The sequence below is a fragment of the Vibrio sp. 10N.261.46.E11 genome (assembly GCF_041472735.1).
Taxonomy (GTDB): Bacteria; Pseudomonadota; Gammaproteobacteria; order Enterobacterales; family Vibrionaceae; genus Vibrio.
The window spans coordinates 14355-32806 of the sequence record NZ_JBFRQW010000020.1 but is presented as its reverse complement, the minus strand read 5'-3'; the positions used below and the strand labels follow the sequence as shown (position 1 = coordinate 32806).

Annotated in this window: 17 protein-coding genes, 1 riboswitch and 1 other annotated feature; of the genes, 5 read left to right on the top strand and 12 right to left on the bottom strand. The window is 44.4% G+C overall.

Annotated elements, in window-relative coordinates; all coding sequences use genetic code 11:
• Positions 1 to 8 precede the first annotated feature (8 nt).
• From hisB to AB4407_RS07010, 5 genes are all read right to left on the bottom strand, one after another.
• Positions 9 to 1097: a bifunctional histidinol-phosphatase/imidazoleglycerol-phosphate dehydratase HisB gene (hisB, locus tag AB4407_RS07030; protein WP_372119855.1), complete on the bottom strand. Its 1089-nt coding sequence runs from the start codon at positions 1095 to 1097 to the stop codon at positions 9 to 11.
• Positions 1098 to 1227: 130 nt separating this feature from the next.
• Complete coding sequence (gene hisC / locus AB4407_RS07025) at positions 1228 to 2268, bottom strand: histidinol-phosphate transaminase (protein WP_372119853.1); 1041 nt, start codon at positions 2266 to 2268, stop codon at positions 1228 to 1230.
• 9 nt (positions 2269 to 2277) lie between these two features.
• Positions 2278 to 3597 (bottom strand): histidinol dehydrogenase, encoded by a 1320-nt coding sequence (gene hisD / locus AB4407_RS07020; RefSeq protein ID WP_372119851.1) that lies wholly within the window; start codon positions 3595 to 3597, stop codon positions 2278 to 2280.
• Positions 3597 to 4493, bottom strand: a complete 897-nt coding sequence (gene hisG / locus AB4407_RS07015) for an ATP phosphoribosyltransferase (protein ID WP_017060264.1) — start codon at positions 4491 to 4493, stop codon at positions 3597 to 3599. The genes hisD and hisG overlap by 1 nt, the downstream gene beginning before the upstream one ends.
• A gap of 52 nt (positions 4494 to 4545) precedes the next feature.
• Positions 4546 to 4681: a sequence feature (His leader region), on the bottom strand.
• Positions 4682 to 4869: 188 nt separating this feature from the next.
• Complete coding sequence (locus AB4407_RS07010) at positions 4870 to 6462, bottom strand: Na+/H+ antiporter NhaC family protein (protein WP_372119849.1); 1593 nt, start codon at positions 6460 to 6462, stop codon at positions 4870 to 4872.
• A 112-nt stretch (positions 6463 to 6574) separates the two neighbouring features.
• Positions 6575 to 6752: riboswitch (Lysine riboswitch) on the bottom strand.
• Positions 6753 to 7130: 378 nt separating this feature from the next.
• Between AB4407_RS07010 and AB4407_RS07005 the strand changes: the two genes are divergently transcribed.
• Positions 7131 to 7541: an H-NS family nucleoid-associated regulatory protein gene (locus AB4407_RS07005; RefSeq protein WP_012604381.1), complete on the top strand. Its 411-nt coding sequence runs from the start codon at positions 7131 to 7133 to the stop codon at positions 7539 to 7541.
• Positions 7542 to 7736: 195 nt separating this feature from the next.
• Here AB4407_RS07005 and AB4407_RS07000 read toward each other — a convergent pair whose 3' ends face one another.
• Both AB4407_RS07000 and AB4407_RS06995 read right to left on the bottom strand, forming a co-directional pair.
• Positions 7737 to 9041: an inosine/guanosine kinase gene (locus tag AB4407_RS07000; protein ID WP_009848810.1), complete on the bottom strand. Its 1305-nt coding sequence runs from the start codon at positions 9039 to 9041 to the stop codon at positions 7737 to 7739.
• 102 nt (positions 9042 to 9143) lie between these two features.
• Positions 9144 to 9413 carry a hypothetical protein gene (locus AB4407_RS06995; protein ID WP_004734567.1) on the bottom strand — a complete coding sequence of 90 codons (270 nt, stop codon included), beginning with the start codon at positions 9411 to 9413 and terminating at the stop codon, positions 9144 to 9146.
• A 203-nt stretch (positions 9414 to 9616) separates the two neighbouring features.
• Here AB4407_RS06995 and mnmA point away from each other — a divergent pair, with 203 nt between their 5' ends.
• The 3 genes from mnmA (at position 9617) to purB (ending at position 12928) form a co-directional block, all read left to right on the top strand.
• Entirely contained in the window at positions 9617 to 10753 is a 1137-nt protein-coding gene (gene mnmA / locus AB4407_RS06990; RefSeq protein WP_017631376.1) for a tRNA 2-thiouridine(34) synthase MnmA, read from the top strand.
• Positions 10754 to 10796: 43 nt separating this feature from the next.
• Entirely contained in the window at positions 10797 to 11414 is a 618-nt protein-coding gene (gene hflD, locus AB4407_RS06985) for a high frequency lysogenization protein HflD (protein WP_146491851.1), read from the top strand.
• A 143-nt stretch (positions 11415 to 11557) separates the two neighbouring features.
• Positions 11558 to 12928 (top strand): adenylosuccinate lyase, encoded by a 1371-nt coding sequence (purB, locus tag AB4407_RS06980; RefSeq protein ID WP_372119846.1) that lies wholly within the window; start codon positions 11558 to 11560, stop codon positions 12926 to 12928.
• A 297-nt stretch (positions 12929 to 13225) separates the two neighbouring features.
• Here the strand turns inward: purB and htpX are convergent, their stop codons facing one another.
• Entirely contained in the window at positions 13226 to 14089 is an 864-nt protein-coding gene (gene htpX, locus AB4407_RS06975; RefSeq protein WP_017098153.1) for a protease HtpX, read from the bottom strand.
• A gap of 277 nt (positions 14090 to 14366) precedes the next feature.
• Here htpX and AB4407_RS06970 point away from each other — a divergent pair, with 277 nt between their 5' ends.
• On the top strand, positions 14367 to 14534 hold the full coding sequence (locus AB4407_RS06970; protein WP_372119844.1) for a hypothetical protein: 168 nt from the start codon (positions 14367 to 14369) through the stop codon (positions 14532 to 14534).
• Between the two features lie 114 nt (positions 14535 to 14648).
• Here the strand turns inward: AB4407_RS06970 and bioD are convergent, their stop codons facing one another.
• The 4 genes from bioD to bioB are packed head-to-tail and all read right to left on the bottom strand — an operon-like array spanning position 14649 to position 18383.
• Positions 14649 to 15332, bottom strand: coding sequence for a dethiobiotin synthase (bioD, locus tag AB4407_RS06965; protein WP_086049710.1), 684 nt, complete (start codon positions 15330 to 15332; stop codon positions 14649 to 14651).
• Positions 15329 to 16132, bottom strand: a complete 804-nt coding sequence (gene bioC / locus AB4407_RS06960; protein WP_372119842.1) for a malonyl-ACP O-methyltransferase BioC — start codon at positions 16130 to 16132, stop codon at positions 15329 to 15331. Before bioC ends, bioD begins: the two co-directional genes overlap by 4 nt.
• The gene (gene bioF / locus AB4407_RS06955) at positions 16133 to 17344 is read right to left on the bottom strand and encodes an 8-amino-7-oxononanoate synthase (protein ID WP_048664082.1); all 1212 of its coding nucleotides are present in this window, start codon (positions 17342 to 17344) and stop codon (positions 16133 to 16135) included.
• On the bottom strand, positions 17331 to 18383 hold the full coding sequence (gene bioB, locus AB4407_RS06950) for a biotin synthase BioB (RefSeq protein WP_048664083.1): 1053 nt from the start codon (positions 18381 to 18383) through the stop codon (positions 17331 to 17333). The genes bioF and bioB overlap by 14 nt, the downstream gene beginning before the upstream one ends.
• Positions 18384 to 18452 lie beyond the last annotated feature (69 nt).

Below are 18452 nucleotides of genomic sequence, written 5' to 3'. Positions count from 1 at the left end.
CGTTAGCCTTACAGAACGCCTTTGCTGCTTGGTAACTCGTTACCTTCAACTTTGATTGCTTGGCGAAGAGTACGGCCAAACGCTTTGAATAGGCTCTCAATGATGTGGTGATCATTATTACCGTCAGAAGAAAGGTGTAGCGTACAAGCCAATGTATCGGTTAGAGAACGGAAGAAGTGAACCACCATCTCTGTTGAAAGGTCACCCACTTGCTCGCGGCTGAATTTAGCATCGAACTTCAGGTATGGACGGCCAGAAAGGTCTAGCGCACACTGAGCCAAACACTCATCCATTGGTAGGCTGAAACCAAAGCGGCCAATACCACGTTTATCGCCTAATGCATCTTTCAATGCTTGGCCTAAAGCAAGAGCGGTATCTTCTACTGTGTGGTGATCATCAATGTGTAGATCGCCCTTCACAGTCAGGTTCATTTGGAAACCGCCGTGTGTCGCGATTTGATCAAGCATGTGATCGAAGAAGCCCATGCCTGTGTCGATCTTGTTGCCACCGGTTTCATCAAGGTTTACTGCCACCTTGATGTCCGTTTCTTTAGTGGTACGAACCACTTCAGCAATGCGCGCATTAACCGTCAGATCTTTAACGATTTGTGGCCAGTTAAGCGTGCCTTCAGTTTCTGCATCCGGGCCATATTGGATACCACGAATTGCCATGTTCTCAGCAAGTTGAAGATCCGTCATTCGATCACCAATCACGACTGACTTTTGGAAGTCAACTTTACCGCCCTGTAGGTATTCTTTAACCATACCCAGCTTAGGCTTGCGGCAAGAGCAATTGTCTTCATCAAAGTGAGGGCAGATTAGAACATCATCAAACCTAACGCCCTGAGACTCAAAGAACTCCATCATCATATTGTGTGGAGCATCGAACTCTTCTTGCGGGTAGCTATCTGTGCCTAGACCATCTTGGTTAGTAACCATCACTAAGCGATAACCTGCATCTTGCAGTGCAAGTAGGCTAGGGATCACTAACGGTTCGAATTTTAGTTTGTCTAAACGGTCTACTTGAAAGTCAACTGGCGGCTCAACAATTAAGGTGCCGTCACGGTCTATAAAAAGTATTTTCTGTTGTTTACTCACTTGAACTTCCTTTTAATTTTAAATCTGCTGGCCTAGCTAAAATCAACGCTAACCCAAAATATTGGTTTCACTTGCCAGCCTGCAATTAATCCACTCAAACTGGCAAATGTTATTACTGGTAAACCTTTCGTTACTGATAAAAGTTACGAATGAATCCAAGTGTCTTTTCGCACTCTTCGCGATTACCAATACTAATACGAACACAGTCTTCAATTGGTGAATTACGCAAAATGATGCCCGTATCCCAAGCCGCTTTAAATAACTCATCGCCGTTCGGGAATTTAACCAGTAGGTAGTTAGCCCAACCATCAAATACCGTCACTTGAGGCATGCCTAATAGACCTGCTTGTAAATACGCTCGGTTAGCACTTAAATCCAGAACTTGGAACTTAGCACGCGCTAGTCCTTGCTCTGAAAGTGCTTGAACGGCAATGTCAGCAACAGGGATTGGCACTGGATAAGGAGCAATCACCTTTAACAATACATCGATAAGCTCTTTGTTCGCTAGCGTAAAGCCACAACGTAAACCCGCTAAAGCAAATGCTTTCGATAGGGTTCGAAGAATCGCTAGATTCGGATACTGAGCAAGCAAATCCACCGTTGATGCTTCAGGGCAGAAATCGATATACGCTTCATCCATCACCACAATCGCTTTGTCTTGTGTCATTTCAAGCAGTTTAACGATGTCTTTACGGTTAACTAAGTTACCTGTTGGGTTATTTGGACTACAAACAAACACCACTTTTACGTTGTCAAGTTGAGCTTCAATAGCAGGAAGATCCAATTGCCATTCAGAAGTCAGAGGCACCACTTTACGCTCAACACCAATCGTCTCTGCACTGATTGCGTACATACCGTAAGTGGGTGGGCAGTAAAGAATAGCGTCTTCGTTCGGCTCACAGAACGCACGAATCAGTAGTTCAATGCCTTCGTCAGCGCCGCGCGTTGTCAGTGTTTGTTCCGGAGTAACACCTGCATACTGAGCGTAAGCGTCAATCAACTCTTTTGGCTGACATTCACTGTAGCGGTTAAGACGAGACAAGTTCAGGTTGTACTCGTTATCAAACGGAGATTCGTTGGCGTTCAACCATACATCTCCGCTGCCACCAATGCGTCTTGCAGACAAGTAAGGTGTTAGAGCCTGAACTTGTTTTCTTGCTAACTTTTCCATGCCCTACCCTTATTTCGCTTTATTTAGCTGTTCAAATCGATTTAATTTTTCAACTCGGATGGTCACCGCACGTTTGTGTGCGTCCAAACCTTCGGCTTCCGCCATTGTCACTACCGTTGGCGCTAGGCCTTGTAAGCCATCAGCTGTTAACTCTTGTATCGTCATACGCTTAGAGAAATCCGCCAAACCTAGGCTTGAATAAGTCTTGGTATAGCCGTAAGTCGGCAGAACGTGGTTTGTGCCTGATGCGTAGTCACCCGCAGATTCTGGAGACCAGTCACCCAAGAAGATTGAACCAGCATTGTCTAGCAACGGCAGTAATTCTCGTGGACTCTTGGTCTGAACAATCAAGTGCTCAGGACCATAGAAATTCGAAATCGCAATCGCTTGAGTGATCGATTCAGCAATGATGATTAGACTTGAAGCCAATGCTTGCTGAGCGATGTTCGCACGAGACAGCTCTTTCAGTTGCTTTTGCACGGCACCTGTTACTTGGTCGGCAATAACTGGCGATGGTGTTACTAATACAACCTGTGAATCTGGCCCGTGTTCAGCTTGGCTCAGTAGATCAGCAGCAATGAAGTCAGCATCCGCAGTTTCGTCTGCAATCACTAACACTTCAGACGGGCCAGCAGGCATATCGATCGCAGCGCCACGGAAGTCGTTACTTACTTGGCGTTTAGCTTCCGTTACGTAGGCGTTACCTGGGCCGAAGATCTTATCGACTTTAGCCACACTCTCGGTCCCGTAAGCCATTGCAGCCACCGCTTGACCACCGCCCACATTGTAAACCTCGTCGATTTTACAAAGATTAGCGACATACAAGATTTCATCAGCGATTGGCGGAGGTGAACAAAGCACAACCTTGCGGCAACCCGCGATTTGAGCGGGTACACCTAACATAAGAACCGTTGACGGAAGTGGCGCGCTGCCACCCGGAATATAAAGGCCAACAGTATTAATCGCACGCGTCACTTGCTCACACACAACGCCCGGTTGTGTCTCAACTTTGATAGGTTGAGGCTTTTGAGCTTCGTGGAACTTAGCAATGTTGCTATAAGCTTGCTCAAGCGCTTGCTTCATTTCTGGTGTTAGACGAGCACATGCCTCTTCGATTTCATTCGAACTGACTCGAATAGATTCTGGAGTTACACCATCAAACTTTGCAGTCAGCTCTTTAAGAGCGGCATCGCCTTCATTTCGTACTTTTGCAATAACATCAGAAACAGTCGCTGTGATGTTTGCACCTTCAGTAATAGCTGGACGCTCTAATACCGAGTCTTGCTGTGATTCACTTAAAGATTGCCAAACAACAGTTCTCATCGTCACTACCCCATCATTTTTTCGATTGGTAATACTAGAATCGAGCTCGCACCCAACTCTTTAAGCTGCTCCATTGTTTCCCAGAACAAGTTCTCTGTACTTACTAGGTGCACGGCAACTTTGTCTTTGTCTGTAGATAGTGGAAGAACCGTTGGATCTTCAGCACCAGGCAGTAGTGCTTTGATTTGCTCTAGTTGAGAGGTTGGCGCGTGAAGCATGATGTACTTCGACTCTTTGGCTTGTTGAACACCCTGCATACGAGTCAGTAGTTTTTCAATCAGTGCGGTTTTGTCTGCGTCGAAATCACCAACACGTTGAATCAGTGTTGCTTTCGATTGGAAGATAGCTTCTGCTTCTTTTAGGCCGTTTGCTTCTAGCGTCGCACCTGTAGAAACTAAATCGGCGATAGCGTCTGCAAGGCCTGCGCGAGGCGCTACTTCAACCGAGCCTGTTAGCATACAAGTGCTGAATTCAACACCCTGCTCGTCCATGTAGGCTTTAAGTAGTTGTGGGTAGGTTGTCGCAATACGTTTGCCCGCTAGGTCTTGTGGGCCGTTGTACTCTTCATCTTTGTTGATTGCGATAGAAAGGCGGCAACCACCGAAGTCTAAACGACGTAGTGTGCGAAACTCTGAAGGCTCCTTAAGAGCAACACGGTCTAGACGAACTTCTTCTAGTTCATTTTCACCGATGAAACCTAGGTCAACTACACCGTCCATGATAAGGCCTGGGATGTCGTCATCACGAACCAGTAACAAGTCGATTGGCATATTTAGTGAATGAACAACTAAGCGCTCACCCATGATGTTAAATTTAACACCACATTTTTTAAGTAGATCTTGGCACTCTTTACTTAAGCGACCTTTCTTTTGAATTGCGATTCTTAGGCGTTGTGTCTGCATTGCTATATCCCTGTGCAAATATTTGAATTTATTGATTATTTAAAGTGCTAAAACTAAAAAACCCTCGGAAGACTTTCTCGTCCCGAGGGTTTAAATCTAAATTCTTTGACTTAACCACCGGGAGAATTCTTGCTCCCGGGTATACGTAAATCTCCCCGAAAGACTAGATAGGGTGATGATGGTGATGAATGTTCATTACTAATTTACGCATACTTATCAGCTCTTAGGTTGTTTGCTGTCTTGTCTCCACACTAACTAAGCTGACACCCTTTTTCAACCATTTATTCGAACTTTTTTCACGAAATTTAAAATTAAATTAACGAACACAAAAAAGGGAGGCAAACGCCTCCCTTCTCATTATTCAATCAAATGATGATTAGCTTTTACACGTTGCTATCTTGCAACGAGAGAAATAAGCCAATGCAAAACATACCGCAACAAACGTTAGAGACGCTGCGCCAAATGCAATGCCAGTTGATGATGTCATTCCTAGGGTGATAAAACCAATACACGATACGAACGCCACAGACAGCGCATAAGGGAGCTGAGTCGATACGTGGTCAATGTGGTTACAACGCGCACCTGTAGAAGACAGAATCGTTGTATCCGAGATTGGAGAACAGTGATCACCAAATACAGAACCCGCAAGAACCGCACTTAGCATAGGAAGAATTAGCGCGATGTCAGAGGCAGCAGCCATGTCACCAGCAATCGGTAACATGATACCGAACGTACCCCAAGATGTACCTGTCGAGAACGCCATTAGGCCAGCAAGAAGGAACAAGATAACCGGTAGCCAGTGGTAATCGATGTTACCTGTTGCTAGAGAGGATAGGTACGAACCTGTTTTCATGTCGCCAATAACAGAACCAATCGTCCATGCAAATACAAGGATAAGGATAGCGCCAAACATTGAGCTTGCACCAATCCACATTGTTCTTGCGATATCAGCCATAGGCAGTTTCTGTTTGAATACCGTTGCTAACGCGACGAGTAAACCAATCACACCACCGTAAACCAGAGACTTACCTACATCTGTATTTTCAAATGCACCAAGTAAGTAGAATGCTTGACCATCAGCAGTAAGCGCTTGGCCACCGGTGTAAAGCATTGCTGCAACCGTCGCGACGATTAACGCTACGATTGGCATAACGAGATCAGAAACAGAACCGTTTTCGCTCTCTTGAATATCTAGCTCTTCGTTTAGATCGTGTGCTTGCTTTTGATCGTTGTCGCCTTCAAAGCCACGGCCTTGAGATGCTTCGATTTCATGCTCACGCATCTTACCAACGTCTAGACCGAACCATGCCACTGCAAACACCATTAATAGTGCGAACACAGCGTAGAAGTTCATTGGGATAAGGCGAACGTAAGCACCCAGTGCAGAATACTCTGTCACACCGTGTGTCACTAAGATGCCACCAATGATAGTGATTATGTAAGCACCCCAGCTAGAAGCAGGCATGATCACACACATAGGAGCAGCAGTTGAATCTAGGATATAAGCTAGCTTAGCGCGAGATACGTAGAAGCGGTCAGTTACAGGGCGAGAGATGGCACCTACCGCTAAGCTGTTGAAGTAATCATCAACAAAGATGAATACGCCTAAAAATGCAGCAAGTAGTTTTGAACCACGCTTGCTCTTAACACGAGACTGTGCCCACTCAGCGAATGCGCGAGTACCGCCAGACAGTGTTAATAATGCCGTTGTCATTCCAAGGATAATTAGGAAAGCAACGATGCTCATGTTCCAAGTGTTAATACCACCATCTTCGATGAAAACACCAGATACTTTAGTAAAGGCGTAGCTAGCTGCGTTACCTACTGAGTAGTCAGCAAGTAGAATCGCACCCATGATGATACCGACACCCAAAGAAACCAATACACGGCGGGTAACAATAGCAAGACTTAAAGCCACAAGGGGCGGAAGCAAAGATAAAGGCGATGTTGCAAAATCTATTAAATTCATGATCTTCAAAAACCAGTTTTTTATTTGGCTAGAGATCTACTGCAGATAAACTTGATACGGCTTATCAAGCTCATGTTGAACTAAGCGAAAGGGAAGTGAACACTTCACCCAACCCTACAGTAGCGCTCCATAGTTTAAAATTAAGACTATGGCAGTGTTGTACCTATTGAGCACAACCCCAGCAAATTGCTTAGATATACAATTTACTTCGGCAATTACACCTTTCATTCCCGTTCATTGGCATCACCCCAACGAAAACTACTCTTTATAATTGCACCTCTACGTGCGGTAACATTATTAACCGTGTAAACCAGAGTCTAACAACAGATTAACCAAAGCACCGCATCAGGTAGCCGCAATTGTACCCATCAAGAGCAACAATGCAACATATCATTCCGAGAAAAAATAGTTTTTTGTTAATGAAGTAATCAATAGAACAGTAGTCAACTTTTACGGTTTACTCCACTTAACACATATCAGATATCACCTGTTTTTTTTAAGATATTCTTAATAATTATTATAAGTTCATTAGAGGTCTGTCTTTTCATCTTAAAACACCCGTCTCATTTTTTTATTTAAATAACTAATAGAAGAAATACTATTTGTTTTATTCTTAGGCTCTGTTTATTATTAGGGGGATTATTTAGTTTACCTTGATGGGAAATATCATGTCTGAATTAACAAAAACTCTATTAAATATCCGTAGCCTTCGTGCGTTCTCACGTGAATTAACTCTTGAGCAACTTGAAGAAGCGCTAGACAAGCTGACTATTGTTGTGCAAGAACGTCAAGAGTCTGAAGCTGAAGAACGCGCAGCAAAAGCAGAGCAAGAAGCTAAGCTTTCTGCTATCGCAGAACAAATCGCAAAAGACGGCATCGATGTTGCCGATCTTATTGCTGCACTTTCTGGTGAAGCAAAATCTAAAACAACAAAATCTAAGCGCGCTCCTCGCCCAGCAAAATACAAATACGTAGACGCGAATGGCGACGAGAAAACTTGGACAGGTCAAGGCCGTACGCCTTCAGCTATCCAAGAACAACTAGATGCTGGTAAATCTCTAGAAGAGTTTGCTCTTTAAGGCATCGAGCTTGCTAAGTGAATAATCAATAACCCACTAAGCAATAGAATTAATATTTAAGTCGACTAAAGTATTATTTACGGCTTCAATATATTCAGAAACAAAAAAGGCTCCTTTCGGAGCCTTTTTTATATTTTCACTATTAGTATTATAAACCAACGGGTACTGATAGTACTGCAGACTAAAGAAAGTACCTTATCTTTCCCAGTATGCTTCTTCTAGACTGTCTTCCCTTTCAGGAAGACCACGAGATAATCGTGGTGAGTGCTGAACTAATACTTCATAACTAGCGCGGTTTGAATATTTACAAACTTGTGAGAAAGAAGAATACGTCAAGAATGAATGCTGATGCTTACTTGAGTTAGGCACGTTTTCTTTATGGTACTTATTAGCGGCCATATCATGTAATAGAGCAGACAATGCAGCATCACCGGCACCATTAGTATTCTTAATCTTTTCTGGGCCGCCCATGTAAGGTGCGATATGCGAATAGATTTTCGTTGGATTTTCACATAAATCTTTATGTGCGGGACGACTAAACTCATAACGGTTAAATTCAGCAATCGAGCCTGGTAACAACGGTAATGATGTTTCACGCTTCACTGCATCTTCTGTGTAACCCGCCATAAACAAGCCCACAGGGCCTGCTGTACATAGAACTAAGTCTACCCAATCTAGTGCTTTGTCTGAAGCAGCTAGAGGATCGCTTTCACCAGTTAATGCTTCAGCCTCGTCTTCGTTCATTGCAACAACGGTTACATGTTGTTCAAGGAAATCTTTCCAAAACTCTGGATCATCTTGAATAACGAATTTAGTACCAAGCGTTAAAACAACAGGTACATCGTATTTCTTCGCGTACTCAATAGCTTTCATTGTTGCTTCAGGCATAGGGTCACCTGGTTTACAACGAACTAAATACGCCGTTAATACTAAAGCAGAAGCACTTTTGAAAATTTTCTCAGGGATGCTTTCTGGTTTTAATTGGTTCATTTGTCCTTCGCTAATTGCGAAAGTACGTTCACCATCTTCTGTAATTAATGCAAAGCAGCGACCAATTGCGCCATCTACCCCTTGTAAATGGTTCAGATCCATTCTGCTTGATGTATTACATAAATAGCGGTAACCGTAGCTACCAATTTTAATATCTTGGCTCATTACACCTAACAGTGTTGAACGGTCATCCGCCAATACTGAGTAGTTGTGTAATGTATTACCAATTGTGCCACCTGCGTATTCATTGGTAATCAGGCACTGTTCTTTTAATTCTTGATACAAAGATTCAGCAGCTTCATCACCAATAACCAAAGAGTGTCCCTTACTTAAGCCATATTTTTCGATTAGCTCAGAACTCACCTTTGCTTCAATATCCACCAAAGTTTGGTCAATACCGATAATATGGGTACGTGACATTCTTTTGCTCGTTTGAGCTTGGCTTACTAAAGGGTCACGAGCGTGAACCGGAAAATAGTGCTTTGATTTACGTTGTCCAGGGAATTTCATAGGGCTAGTCTAAGTCAAGGGGAAATAGGTGGCGGATTCTACCGCGCTATATTTAACGCGGCAATCTTTCAAACTATAGCAAACGTTTGCTAGGCTATTTTTTTATTCGCCTTCCATAAAGCTAAGATCAGGCAGCATGCCCAAATGCTCGGCGTAACGTTTTTGATTAAACTCTGCGCCGTTTTTCATTACATCAAATACTTCAATTGCCAGTGCACATGCCATCGCTGCAATTGCCTCTTCACGAGGTGTACCTGTCATCATTAAACGCATTAGCGTCTCTTTAACTTTTACTGGTTGCCCATCTTCAAGTTGGTTCTCGATAATCTCGATCAACTGTTCTTCTTGCATAAACTCATTTTGTTCAGACATTTTTTATCTCAGCTCTTGGATTTTGAGCGACTATGCCACATATAGATCTGACATCCTAGCGAGTCTCCTCGCGTTCATGCGATTCTCTAACGAAGTCAGCGCATTATTTGTGCAAATGAAACTGTGATTCCGGTCTCGGATCTGTCACGGTGTTTCTCTTTCTGTTAGAATCTGCGACCAAGTAATAGTAACGGTGTTTAGACATGTCAGATATCAGCTCTGGAAACAGCGAAAAGAAAGTAATTGTAGGTATGTCCGGCGGTGTAGATTCGTCAGTATCGGCGTATCTTCTTCAGCAACAAGGCTATCAGGTAGAAGGCCTTTTCATGAAAAACTGGGAAGAAGACGATAACGAAGAATACTGCACGGCAGCTGAAGACCTTGCTGATGCTCAAGCGGTATGTGACAAGTTAGGTATCCACCTTCACACTATCAACTTTGCAGCAGAGTACTGGGATAATGTATTCGAGTACTTTCTGGAAGAATACAAAGCGGGTCGTACACCGAACCCAGATATCCTTTGTAACAAAGAAATCAAATTCAAAGCATTCTTAGAGTTTGCGGATGAAGTATTAGACGCAGACTACATCGCGATGGGTCACTACGTTCGTCGTACTTTTCCTACTCAAGAAGAGCTCGATGCTGGCGTTAAACCAGAAATGCTACGTGGCCTAGACAGCAACAAAGACCAGAGCTATTTCCTATACACGCTAAGCTCAGATCAAGTAGCACGCAGCCTATTCCCTGTTGGTGAACTAGAGAAGCCTGAAGTGCGACGCATTGCTGAAGAGCAAGACTTGATCACTGCGAAGAAAAAAGACTCTACAGGTATCTGCTTTATTGGTGAGCGTAAATTCACCGAATTCCTAGGCAAATACCTACCAGCACAACCAGGTAACATCGAGACGCCAGAAGGCCAAGTGATTGGTCAACACCAAGGCTTGATGTACCACACACTAGGTCAACGTAAAGGTCTGCATATCGGTGGCACCAAAGGTGGCGGCGGTAATGAAGAACCATGGTTTGTTGGTGAAAAAGACCTCAAGCGTAATGTACTGATCGCGGTACAAGGTAAAGACCACCCTCTTCTGAAATCAGAAGGTTTGATCGCATCTCAACTTCATTGGGTAAATCGCACACCAATTACTGAAGTTATGACATGCACGGTAAAAACACGTTACCGTCAAACAGATATTCCTTGTACAATCATCCCAATTGATGATGAGAACATTAAGGTTATTTTTGATGACCCACAAATCGCTGTGACCCCAGGTCAATCTGCAGTGTTCTACCAAGGCGAAGTATGTCTTGGTGGTGGTATCATCGAAAAACGCATCTAATCAATCAAACGATAAACGATAGAAGACAACTAGGAGTTACTACGTGGCTAATACACTTTATGACCGTACTATTGCTTTCGCCGGAATTTGCCAAGCTGTGGCTTTGGTTCAACAAGTAGCGAAAGACGGCCATTGTGATAAAGATGCCTTCGAAGCTTCACTCAGTGCCATTTTAAATACCAACCCAGCGAATACCGTGGGTGTATTTGGACGTGAAGCGAACCTAAAGCTTGGCCTTGAGTGCTTAGTAAAAGGTATCGATAGTACTCCAGCAGGTAGCGATATCACTCGTTACATCATCAGCTTGATGGCGCTTGAGCGTAAGCTGTCTTCTCGCAACGACTCTATGTCTCAGCTTGGTGATCGCATTCAAACTGCAGAGCGCCAAACTGAACACTTTGATCTGTTTGACGAGCAAATGATCAGCAACCTTGCGAGCATCTACCTTGATGTCGTCAGCCCTATCGGCCCACGCATTCAGGTTTCTGGTACACCGTCTGTACTTCAACAGACATCGAGCCAACATAAGGTTCGCGCGCTGCTTCTATCAGGGATTCGAAGCGCTGTGCTATGGCGTCAAGTTGGCGGCAAGCGTCGCCACCTTATCTTCGGTCGTAAGAAGATGATCGAGCAGGCTCAAATCCTACTAGCTCGAATGTAATTTATTAGCTCGCGCCTTGTCGCGAGCTTGTTTTTTGTATCAACACAACTCTCACGCAAACGATTGCGCAATATGCGTGACAATTGAGATTGTTACTGGTATAAACCTCTCAAAATTTAGAAAACTCAATTCAGGAGAACACCATGGAACTGTCAGCATTGACTGCTGTTTCACCAGTAGACGGCCGTTACGGAAGTAAGACTATTGCATTACGCAGCATCTTTAGTGAGTTTGGCCTACTAAAGTACCGCTCTATCGTTGAAATTCGTTGGTTACAAAAGCTTGCAGCTACTGATGCAATCAAAGAAGTACCAGCGTTCAGTGCAGAAGCTAACCAGTTTCTTGATGAACTAGCCGCTAACTTCAGCGAAGAAGACGCTCTGCGTATCAAAGAGATCGAGCGCACAACAAACCACGACGTAAAAGCGGTTGAGTACTTCTTGAAAGAGAAAGTTGCGGGCGTTCCTGAGCTTCACGCAGTTAACGAATTCATTCACTTTGCATGTACTTCTGAAGACATCAACAACACATCTCATGCGCTTATGCTTAAAGAAGCTCGTGACACAGTGATTCTTCCAGAAATTCGTAACGTAATCGATGCTATCAAAGCACTTGCGAACGAGTACCGTGATATTCCTCTACTGTCTCGTACACACGGTCAGCCAGCTTCTCCTTCTACTATGGGTAAAGAGATGGCTAACGTTGCGTACCGTATGGAACGTCAATACAAGCAAATCGAAAGCGTTGAGATTCTAGCGAAAATCAACGGTGCGGTAGGTAACTACAACGCACACCTTTCTGCATACCCAGAAGTTGAATGGCACCAGTTCAGCGAAGAGTTCATCACTGAATCTCTTGGCGTAACTTGGAACCCGTACACAACTCAAATCGAACCTCACGATTACATCGCTGAGCTATTCGACGCTGTTGCTCGTTTCAACACTATCCTTCTAGACTTCAACCGTGACGTTTGGGGCTACATCGCTCTTGGTCACTTCAAGCAGAAGACTATTGCTGGCGAAATCGGTTCTTCTACAATGCCGCATAAAGTTAACCCAATTGACTTCGAAAACTCTGAAGGCAACCTCGGTCTAGCAAACGCAGTATTCAGCCACCTTGCACAAAAACTTCCAGTTTCTCGCTGGCAGCGTGACCTTACTGACTCTACGGTTCTTCGTAACCTAGGTGTTGGTGTTGGCTACGCTATCATTGCATACACTTCGACTCTGAAAGGCATTAGCAAGCTAGAAGTTAACCGTGAAGCGCTACTTGCTGAACTAGACAAGAACTGGGAAGTACTAGCAGAACCAGTACAAACAGTAATGCGCCGTTACGGCATCGAGAAGCCATACGAGAAGCTAAAAGAGCTAACTCGTGGTAAACGTGTAGATGGCGAAGGCATGCGTGCATTCATCGACGGCCTTGAAATCCCTGCAGACGAGAAAGTTCGTCTGAAAGAGATGACTCCAGCGAACTACATCGGTCAAGCTATCGAGCTAACTGACAAGCTGTAAGATTCGAATTTCGAATCACAGAATAGACTAAGGCTTCCCATGTGGAAGCCTTTTTGTTGCTCGGGACAAACGGTATGAGCACAAAATTCCTCAGCAAACGCTCACAAAGTCTCCTCACCTAATGACCTTGCTCATCTCAGTCTGTTCAATATTCCCCATTCAACATCGCAACCCAGTATCACCAGAAACGCATTCCTCGGATAGTTATTATCTTGAACGCCAAGCGCAAAAAAGGCCTCCCGAAGGAAGCCTTTCAAATACATATTGCCACTTAACGACAGTAGCTTGTGTTCGATATTACATGTTACGTAGAGACGCAATACGCTTGTCTAACGGTGGGTGGCTCATCAGAAGCTCTGTAAGCGATTTTTTGCCGTTGATACCAAATGCCATCATAGAACCTTCGAGTTGTGGCTCATGGCTCACCTTAAGACGCTCTAGTGCTGCTATCATCTTCTCTTTACCTACTAAGTGCGCAGCACCTGCATCGGCATGGAATTCACGATGACGGCTATACCACATCGTAATGAAGCTTGCTAAGAAACCAAATACTAATTCCAGCACCATAGACACACCAAAGTACACCATCATGTTGCTGCCGCCCTCTTCTTCGTTGTCATTCGACGCAACAATATTGGCGATGAAACGAGATAGGAAGATAACGAACGTGTTCACCACGCCCTGCATTAGCGTCATGGTCACCATATCACCGTTCGCGATGTGACTCACTTCATGCGCTAATACCGCTTCAGCTTCATCACGCGTCATGTTGTGTAGCAGACCCGTAGAGACTGCTACTAATGAATCATTACGCTTAGCGCCCGTCGCAAACGCGTTGATGTCTGGCGAATCGTAAATCGCCACTGTTGGCATACCAATACCAACTTGTTGAGACTGGCGGCTTACCGTCTCCATCAACCAATGTTCGGTTTCGTTACGTGGACTTTCAATGACCATACCGCCTACTGAGCGTAGCGCCATTTTCTTTGACATCATTAATGAAATGAATGAGCCACCAAAGCCAAATACTGCAGCCATCACCAATAAGCCTGATAGGCTACCAGGTTGCATACCTGTAACTGCGTACACAATATTAAGAACAACACTTAGTACCAATACAACCGCTAGGTTGGTTGCAAGGAACAACATTACTCGCTTCATTACTTATCTCCGCATGAAAGCTGTTTTTATAAAACTTATTATTATAGACAAGGCAGACAGCAATTTATTCCAACCTTGAAGACTTATACTTACTTATACATATAGTCTTAGATTAAGAAAACAAGGTTAAGCATTAAATTGCAACATTTGATTACGAGGCCCTATTCGGCTTACCCCTAATCTATTAGACCTAAGTCGTATGGTGTCGGCATGACAATCCGTTTACAGTGGCTTCAGATGATTTATTGGCTAGTCCATGTACAAAAAGGAAAGAATCATGGTTGAAGGTACTAACACTCAAATGGCTATCGATTTACTGTGCTGTCACCTAGGGATTACTGAAGAAGAAGCAAAAAAGCAGATTGGGGTCCTAACTCCACAAACGGCGCAGGCAAAAATCACAGAAACACAGCAAGCACTAATGGGACTTACCAAAGAACATTAATCCCTAGCTTGCTGATATAAAAGACCAGCTGTTTATAAGCTAATGGTCAAAGGCTTAACAAAGCAAAAGGGCTGCGATTGCAGCCCTTTTCTTGTTTAACGTATAACTCGAAGTTTAAAGATCAAGCAATGGCTGTACATTTATGTACTTACCAATGTTCTTAGACTTTGCTCTTGGCACATACGGGATTTCACCTAACTTCGGTGCACCTAGCTTGTCTTCAAGCATCGCTATAATTTCGGCGTAATGTTCAGTACCTGGGTTAATGCGGTTTGCAACCCAGCCCACCAGGTTCAGTCCATCAGCACGAATCACTTCTGCGGTTAGTAGTGCATGACTCAAACAGCCAAGCTTAATACCAACCGTCAATACCACAGGAAGCTGCTCTTTTTTGACCCAGCTAGACAAATATTCTTCATCAGAAACCGGTACACGCCAACCACCAGCACCTTCAACTAACACAATGTCAGAGTTTTGCTTATGCTCTGCCAACTTAGCTGATAATACGGTTTCATCAATCACGACACCATCATGCTTTGCTGCAATGTGTGGTGATGATGGTAGTAACAGTGCATACGGGTTCACGTCTTCGTAAGCAATGTCTTGCGTTGCAGCTTCTTGAAGATGCAACGCATCACTATTACGTAACCCTTCAGGGAGTTGTTCACACCCTGCTGCAACAGGCTTGTAGCCAATTGTTGATAACTCTTGTGCGGCTAAAGCTTGAAGAATCGCTTTTGAAACCACAGTTTTTCCCACTTCGGTATCCGTACCTGCAATGAATAATGCATCAATCATAATTGAATAACCCCTAAACAAACTTGATATGTTGCTGGTAAGAAACCTTGATGGTTTTTAAACGCTCGATATTCCCGCTCAACAAGCTGCAACATTCGGCGACTTGTTAAACCTTGTGAGCGACCACTTACGTGATTAGCGCCGATACCTTTAAGGTCGCGCATCAGTTCAAACGCAGTGTCGTACCAAACGGTGATGGTGGGCAAGTCTAGTTGATGAGCAGTACAGCTAGATTGCGCTAACGCAATTTTTACCTGATTGATTGTAATAAAATGGTTAACGTGTTGATGTGCGTCAATTTTGGACCATGATTTTTCCAGTTCAAACAGTGACCCATCAAGCAAAGTTGAGAAAATCACACGTCCACCAGTTGCTACAACGCGCTTCATCTCCTTTAAAGGTGACGATAAATCATCACACCATTGTAACGCTAAGCTTGAAAAAACGATGTCAAAACAGCCATCTTCAAACGGTAATTGCTCGGCGTCGGCTTGTTGATATAAAGAGACCGATGCACCACAACGCTGTTCTGCCCTTTCTAACATTCCAACAGAAAGATCGGCACACACCACTTCAGCACCGCGCTTCACCATCTGATCTGAGAAGTAGCCAGTGCCACAACCTAAATCAAGCACCTTTAAACCTGAGAGGTCTCTCGGTAGCTTATCCAGTAGTAGGTGGCCGACATCGCGCTGAAACTCAGCGTGTTTATCATAGGTTGTTGCTGCTTTACCGAAGGCTTCAGCAATCGCACTCTTATCTTGGCTTACGTAATTATGCACTACTGCTTCTTGTGACATTTACTGAGCCTCTTTCTTTAATTCAACGCTTGATTCTATGCTTGGTTTGCTTTCAGAGTCGTTGCTTCGATCTATTGCTTGAAGCAACGAGTCAGTTAACTGAAGAACCTGCTTCTGACTGTGGTTGGCCGTTAACGTAATTCGCAGACGCGCAGTCCCTGTCGGAATGGTTGGTGGCCTTATCGCCGTGACCCAAACTTGGTTACGCTTCAATTCTTCCGCTATAGATAATGCAGCTTGAGCATCGCCAATCACAAACGGCTTAATCGGAGTCTGAGTATCAATGAAACCTGTTACACCACTCATCTGCTCTTTATAGAGAGCTCCTAACTCAGTTAACTTCTCTCGACGCCACTCTTGCGTCTGAATCATCTTACACGCATGAGACAAAGCCACCGCTTGTGAAGGTGGCATCGCCGTCGAGTACACATGATGACGAGCAAACTGAGTTAAGTAATCACCCACTTCTGACGAACAAAGAATCGCAGCTCCAGAAAGGCCAAATGCTTTACCAAAGGTCACCACCAAAATATCAGGTGAGACTTGTGCCGCACTGCAGCTCCCGGCCCCTTTATCACCTAATACGCCGATACCGTGGGCATCATCAACCGCCAACCAACTGTCGTATTGATGAGTCAGGGTAGATATCTGGCTGAGAGGCGCTTGATCGCCATCCATGCTGAACACACCTTCAGTCACGACCAAGGATTGTGGAGATCGGCTTAATAGCGACTCTAGATGCTGTGTGTCGTTGTGCTTAAAGCGTTTCATGGTTGCAGGTGAAAGTATCCCCGCTTCCATCAAAGAGGCGTGGTTAAGTTTGTCTTGCAACAGAGAGTCGCCTTTTTCGAGCAGAGAAAACAACAAAGCTTGATTAGCACTGAAACCAGAACTAAAGACAATGGCACGTTCAAAGCCAAGCCATTCACACAGTTGAGCCTCTAAATTTCGATGAGCAGGACTAAAGCCTGTGACCAATGGCGACGCCGCACTTCCAGCTCCATATTGTGAAAGACCCGTTTGCCATGCATCCACCAGTTCAGGATCGTTCGCCAAGCCTAAATAATCATTACTCGAAAAATTGATGAAACTAGAACCTTCGCTATTTAGCAAAGGTCCATTGCTGTTTTCAAGCACCTTGAGTTGGCGAGTCAACCCTTGCTCATGGCGATGAACAAGGGCTTCTTTAATGCGAGCTTTAAACAGTGGCATCGTAGAACATGTCATCTTTAGTTGGACGAGCCGCAACGCGCTCCACCACTTGATCTAACAGTTCGTTTTCTTGAATTTCGTCTGGCTTTTGAGCCACTTCTTGGCTGTTGATACCCAGCTTCTTAAACAACTGCATATCGGTGTCTTCATCAGGGTTTGGCGTCGTCAGTAGCTTACAACCGTAGAAGATAGAGTTCGCACCCGCCATGAAACACATCGCTTGCATCTGTTCGTTCATGTTCTCACGGCCTGCAGATAAGCGAACCGCAGACATAGGCATCATAATACGTGCAATTGCAATCAGCTTGATGAAGTCGAAAGACTCGACATCATCGACGTTTTCCATCGGTGTGCCTTTCACTTTTACAAGCATGTTGATTGGTACACTTTCAGGGTGTACTGGAAGGTTCGCCAGTTCTACAAGAAGGCCTGCGCGGTCATTGGTGCTTTCGCCCATACCGATGATGCCACCAGAACAGATCTTCATTCCGGCATCACGCACGTGAGATAGCGTATCTAAACGATCTTGGTAAGTACGAGTGGTAATAATGCTGCCGTAAAACTCTGGAGACGTATCAAGGTTATGGTTGTAGTAGTCCAAACCTGCGTTGGCTAGCTCACCTGCTTGATCCGGCGTTAACATGCCCAATGTCATACAGGTTTCTAGACCCATGCCTTTCACACCTTTGATCATGTCAGTTAGGTGAGGCATATCGCGTTCTTTCGGGTTTTTCCATGCAGCGCCCATACAAAAACGAGTTGAGCCCGCATTCTTGGCTTTTTGCGCTGCATCCAAAACACGCTCAACTTCCATTAAGCGTTCTTTGTCAACATCCGTTCGGTAGTGAGCACTTTGAGGGCAGTACTTACAATCTTCAGGACAAGCACCTGTCTTTATCGACAAAAGCGTACTCACCTGCACGTGGTTGTGCTCTTGGTACTGTCTATGAACGACTTGAGCTTCAAACATTAAATCCATAAACGGTTTTTCAAGCAGCGCTGTTACTTCAGCAACTGTCCAGTCATGACGAACTTCCACGTGTCGATCCTTTTTTTTATTTTTTTGATGTTACAACTCTGCGTCTAGAGTTTGCATTTATGCTTGGCT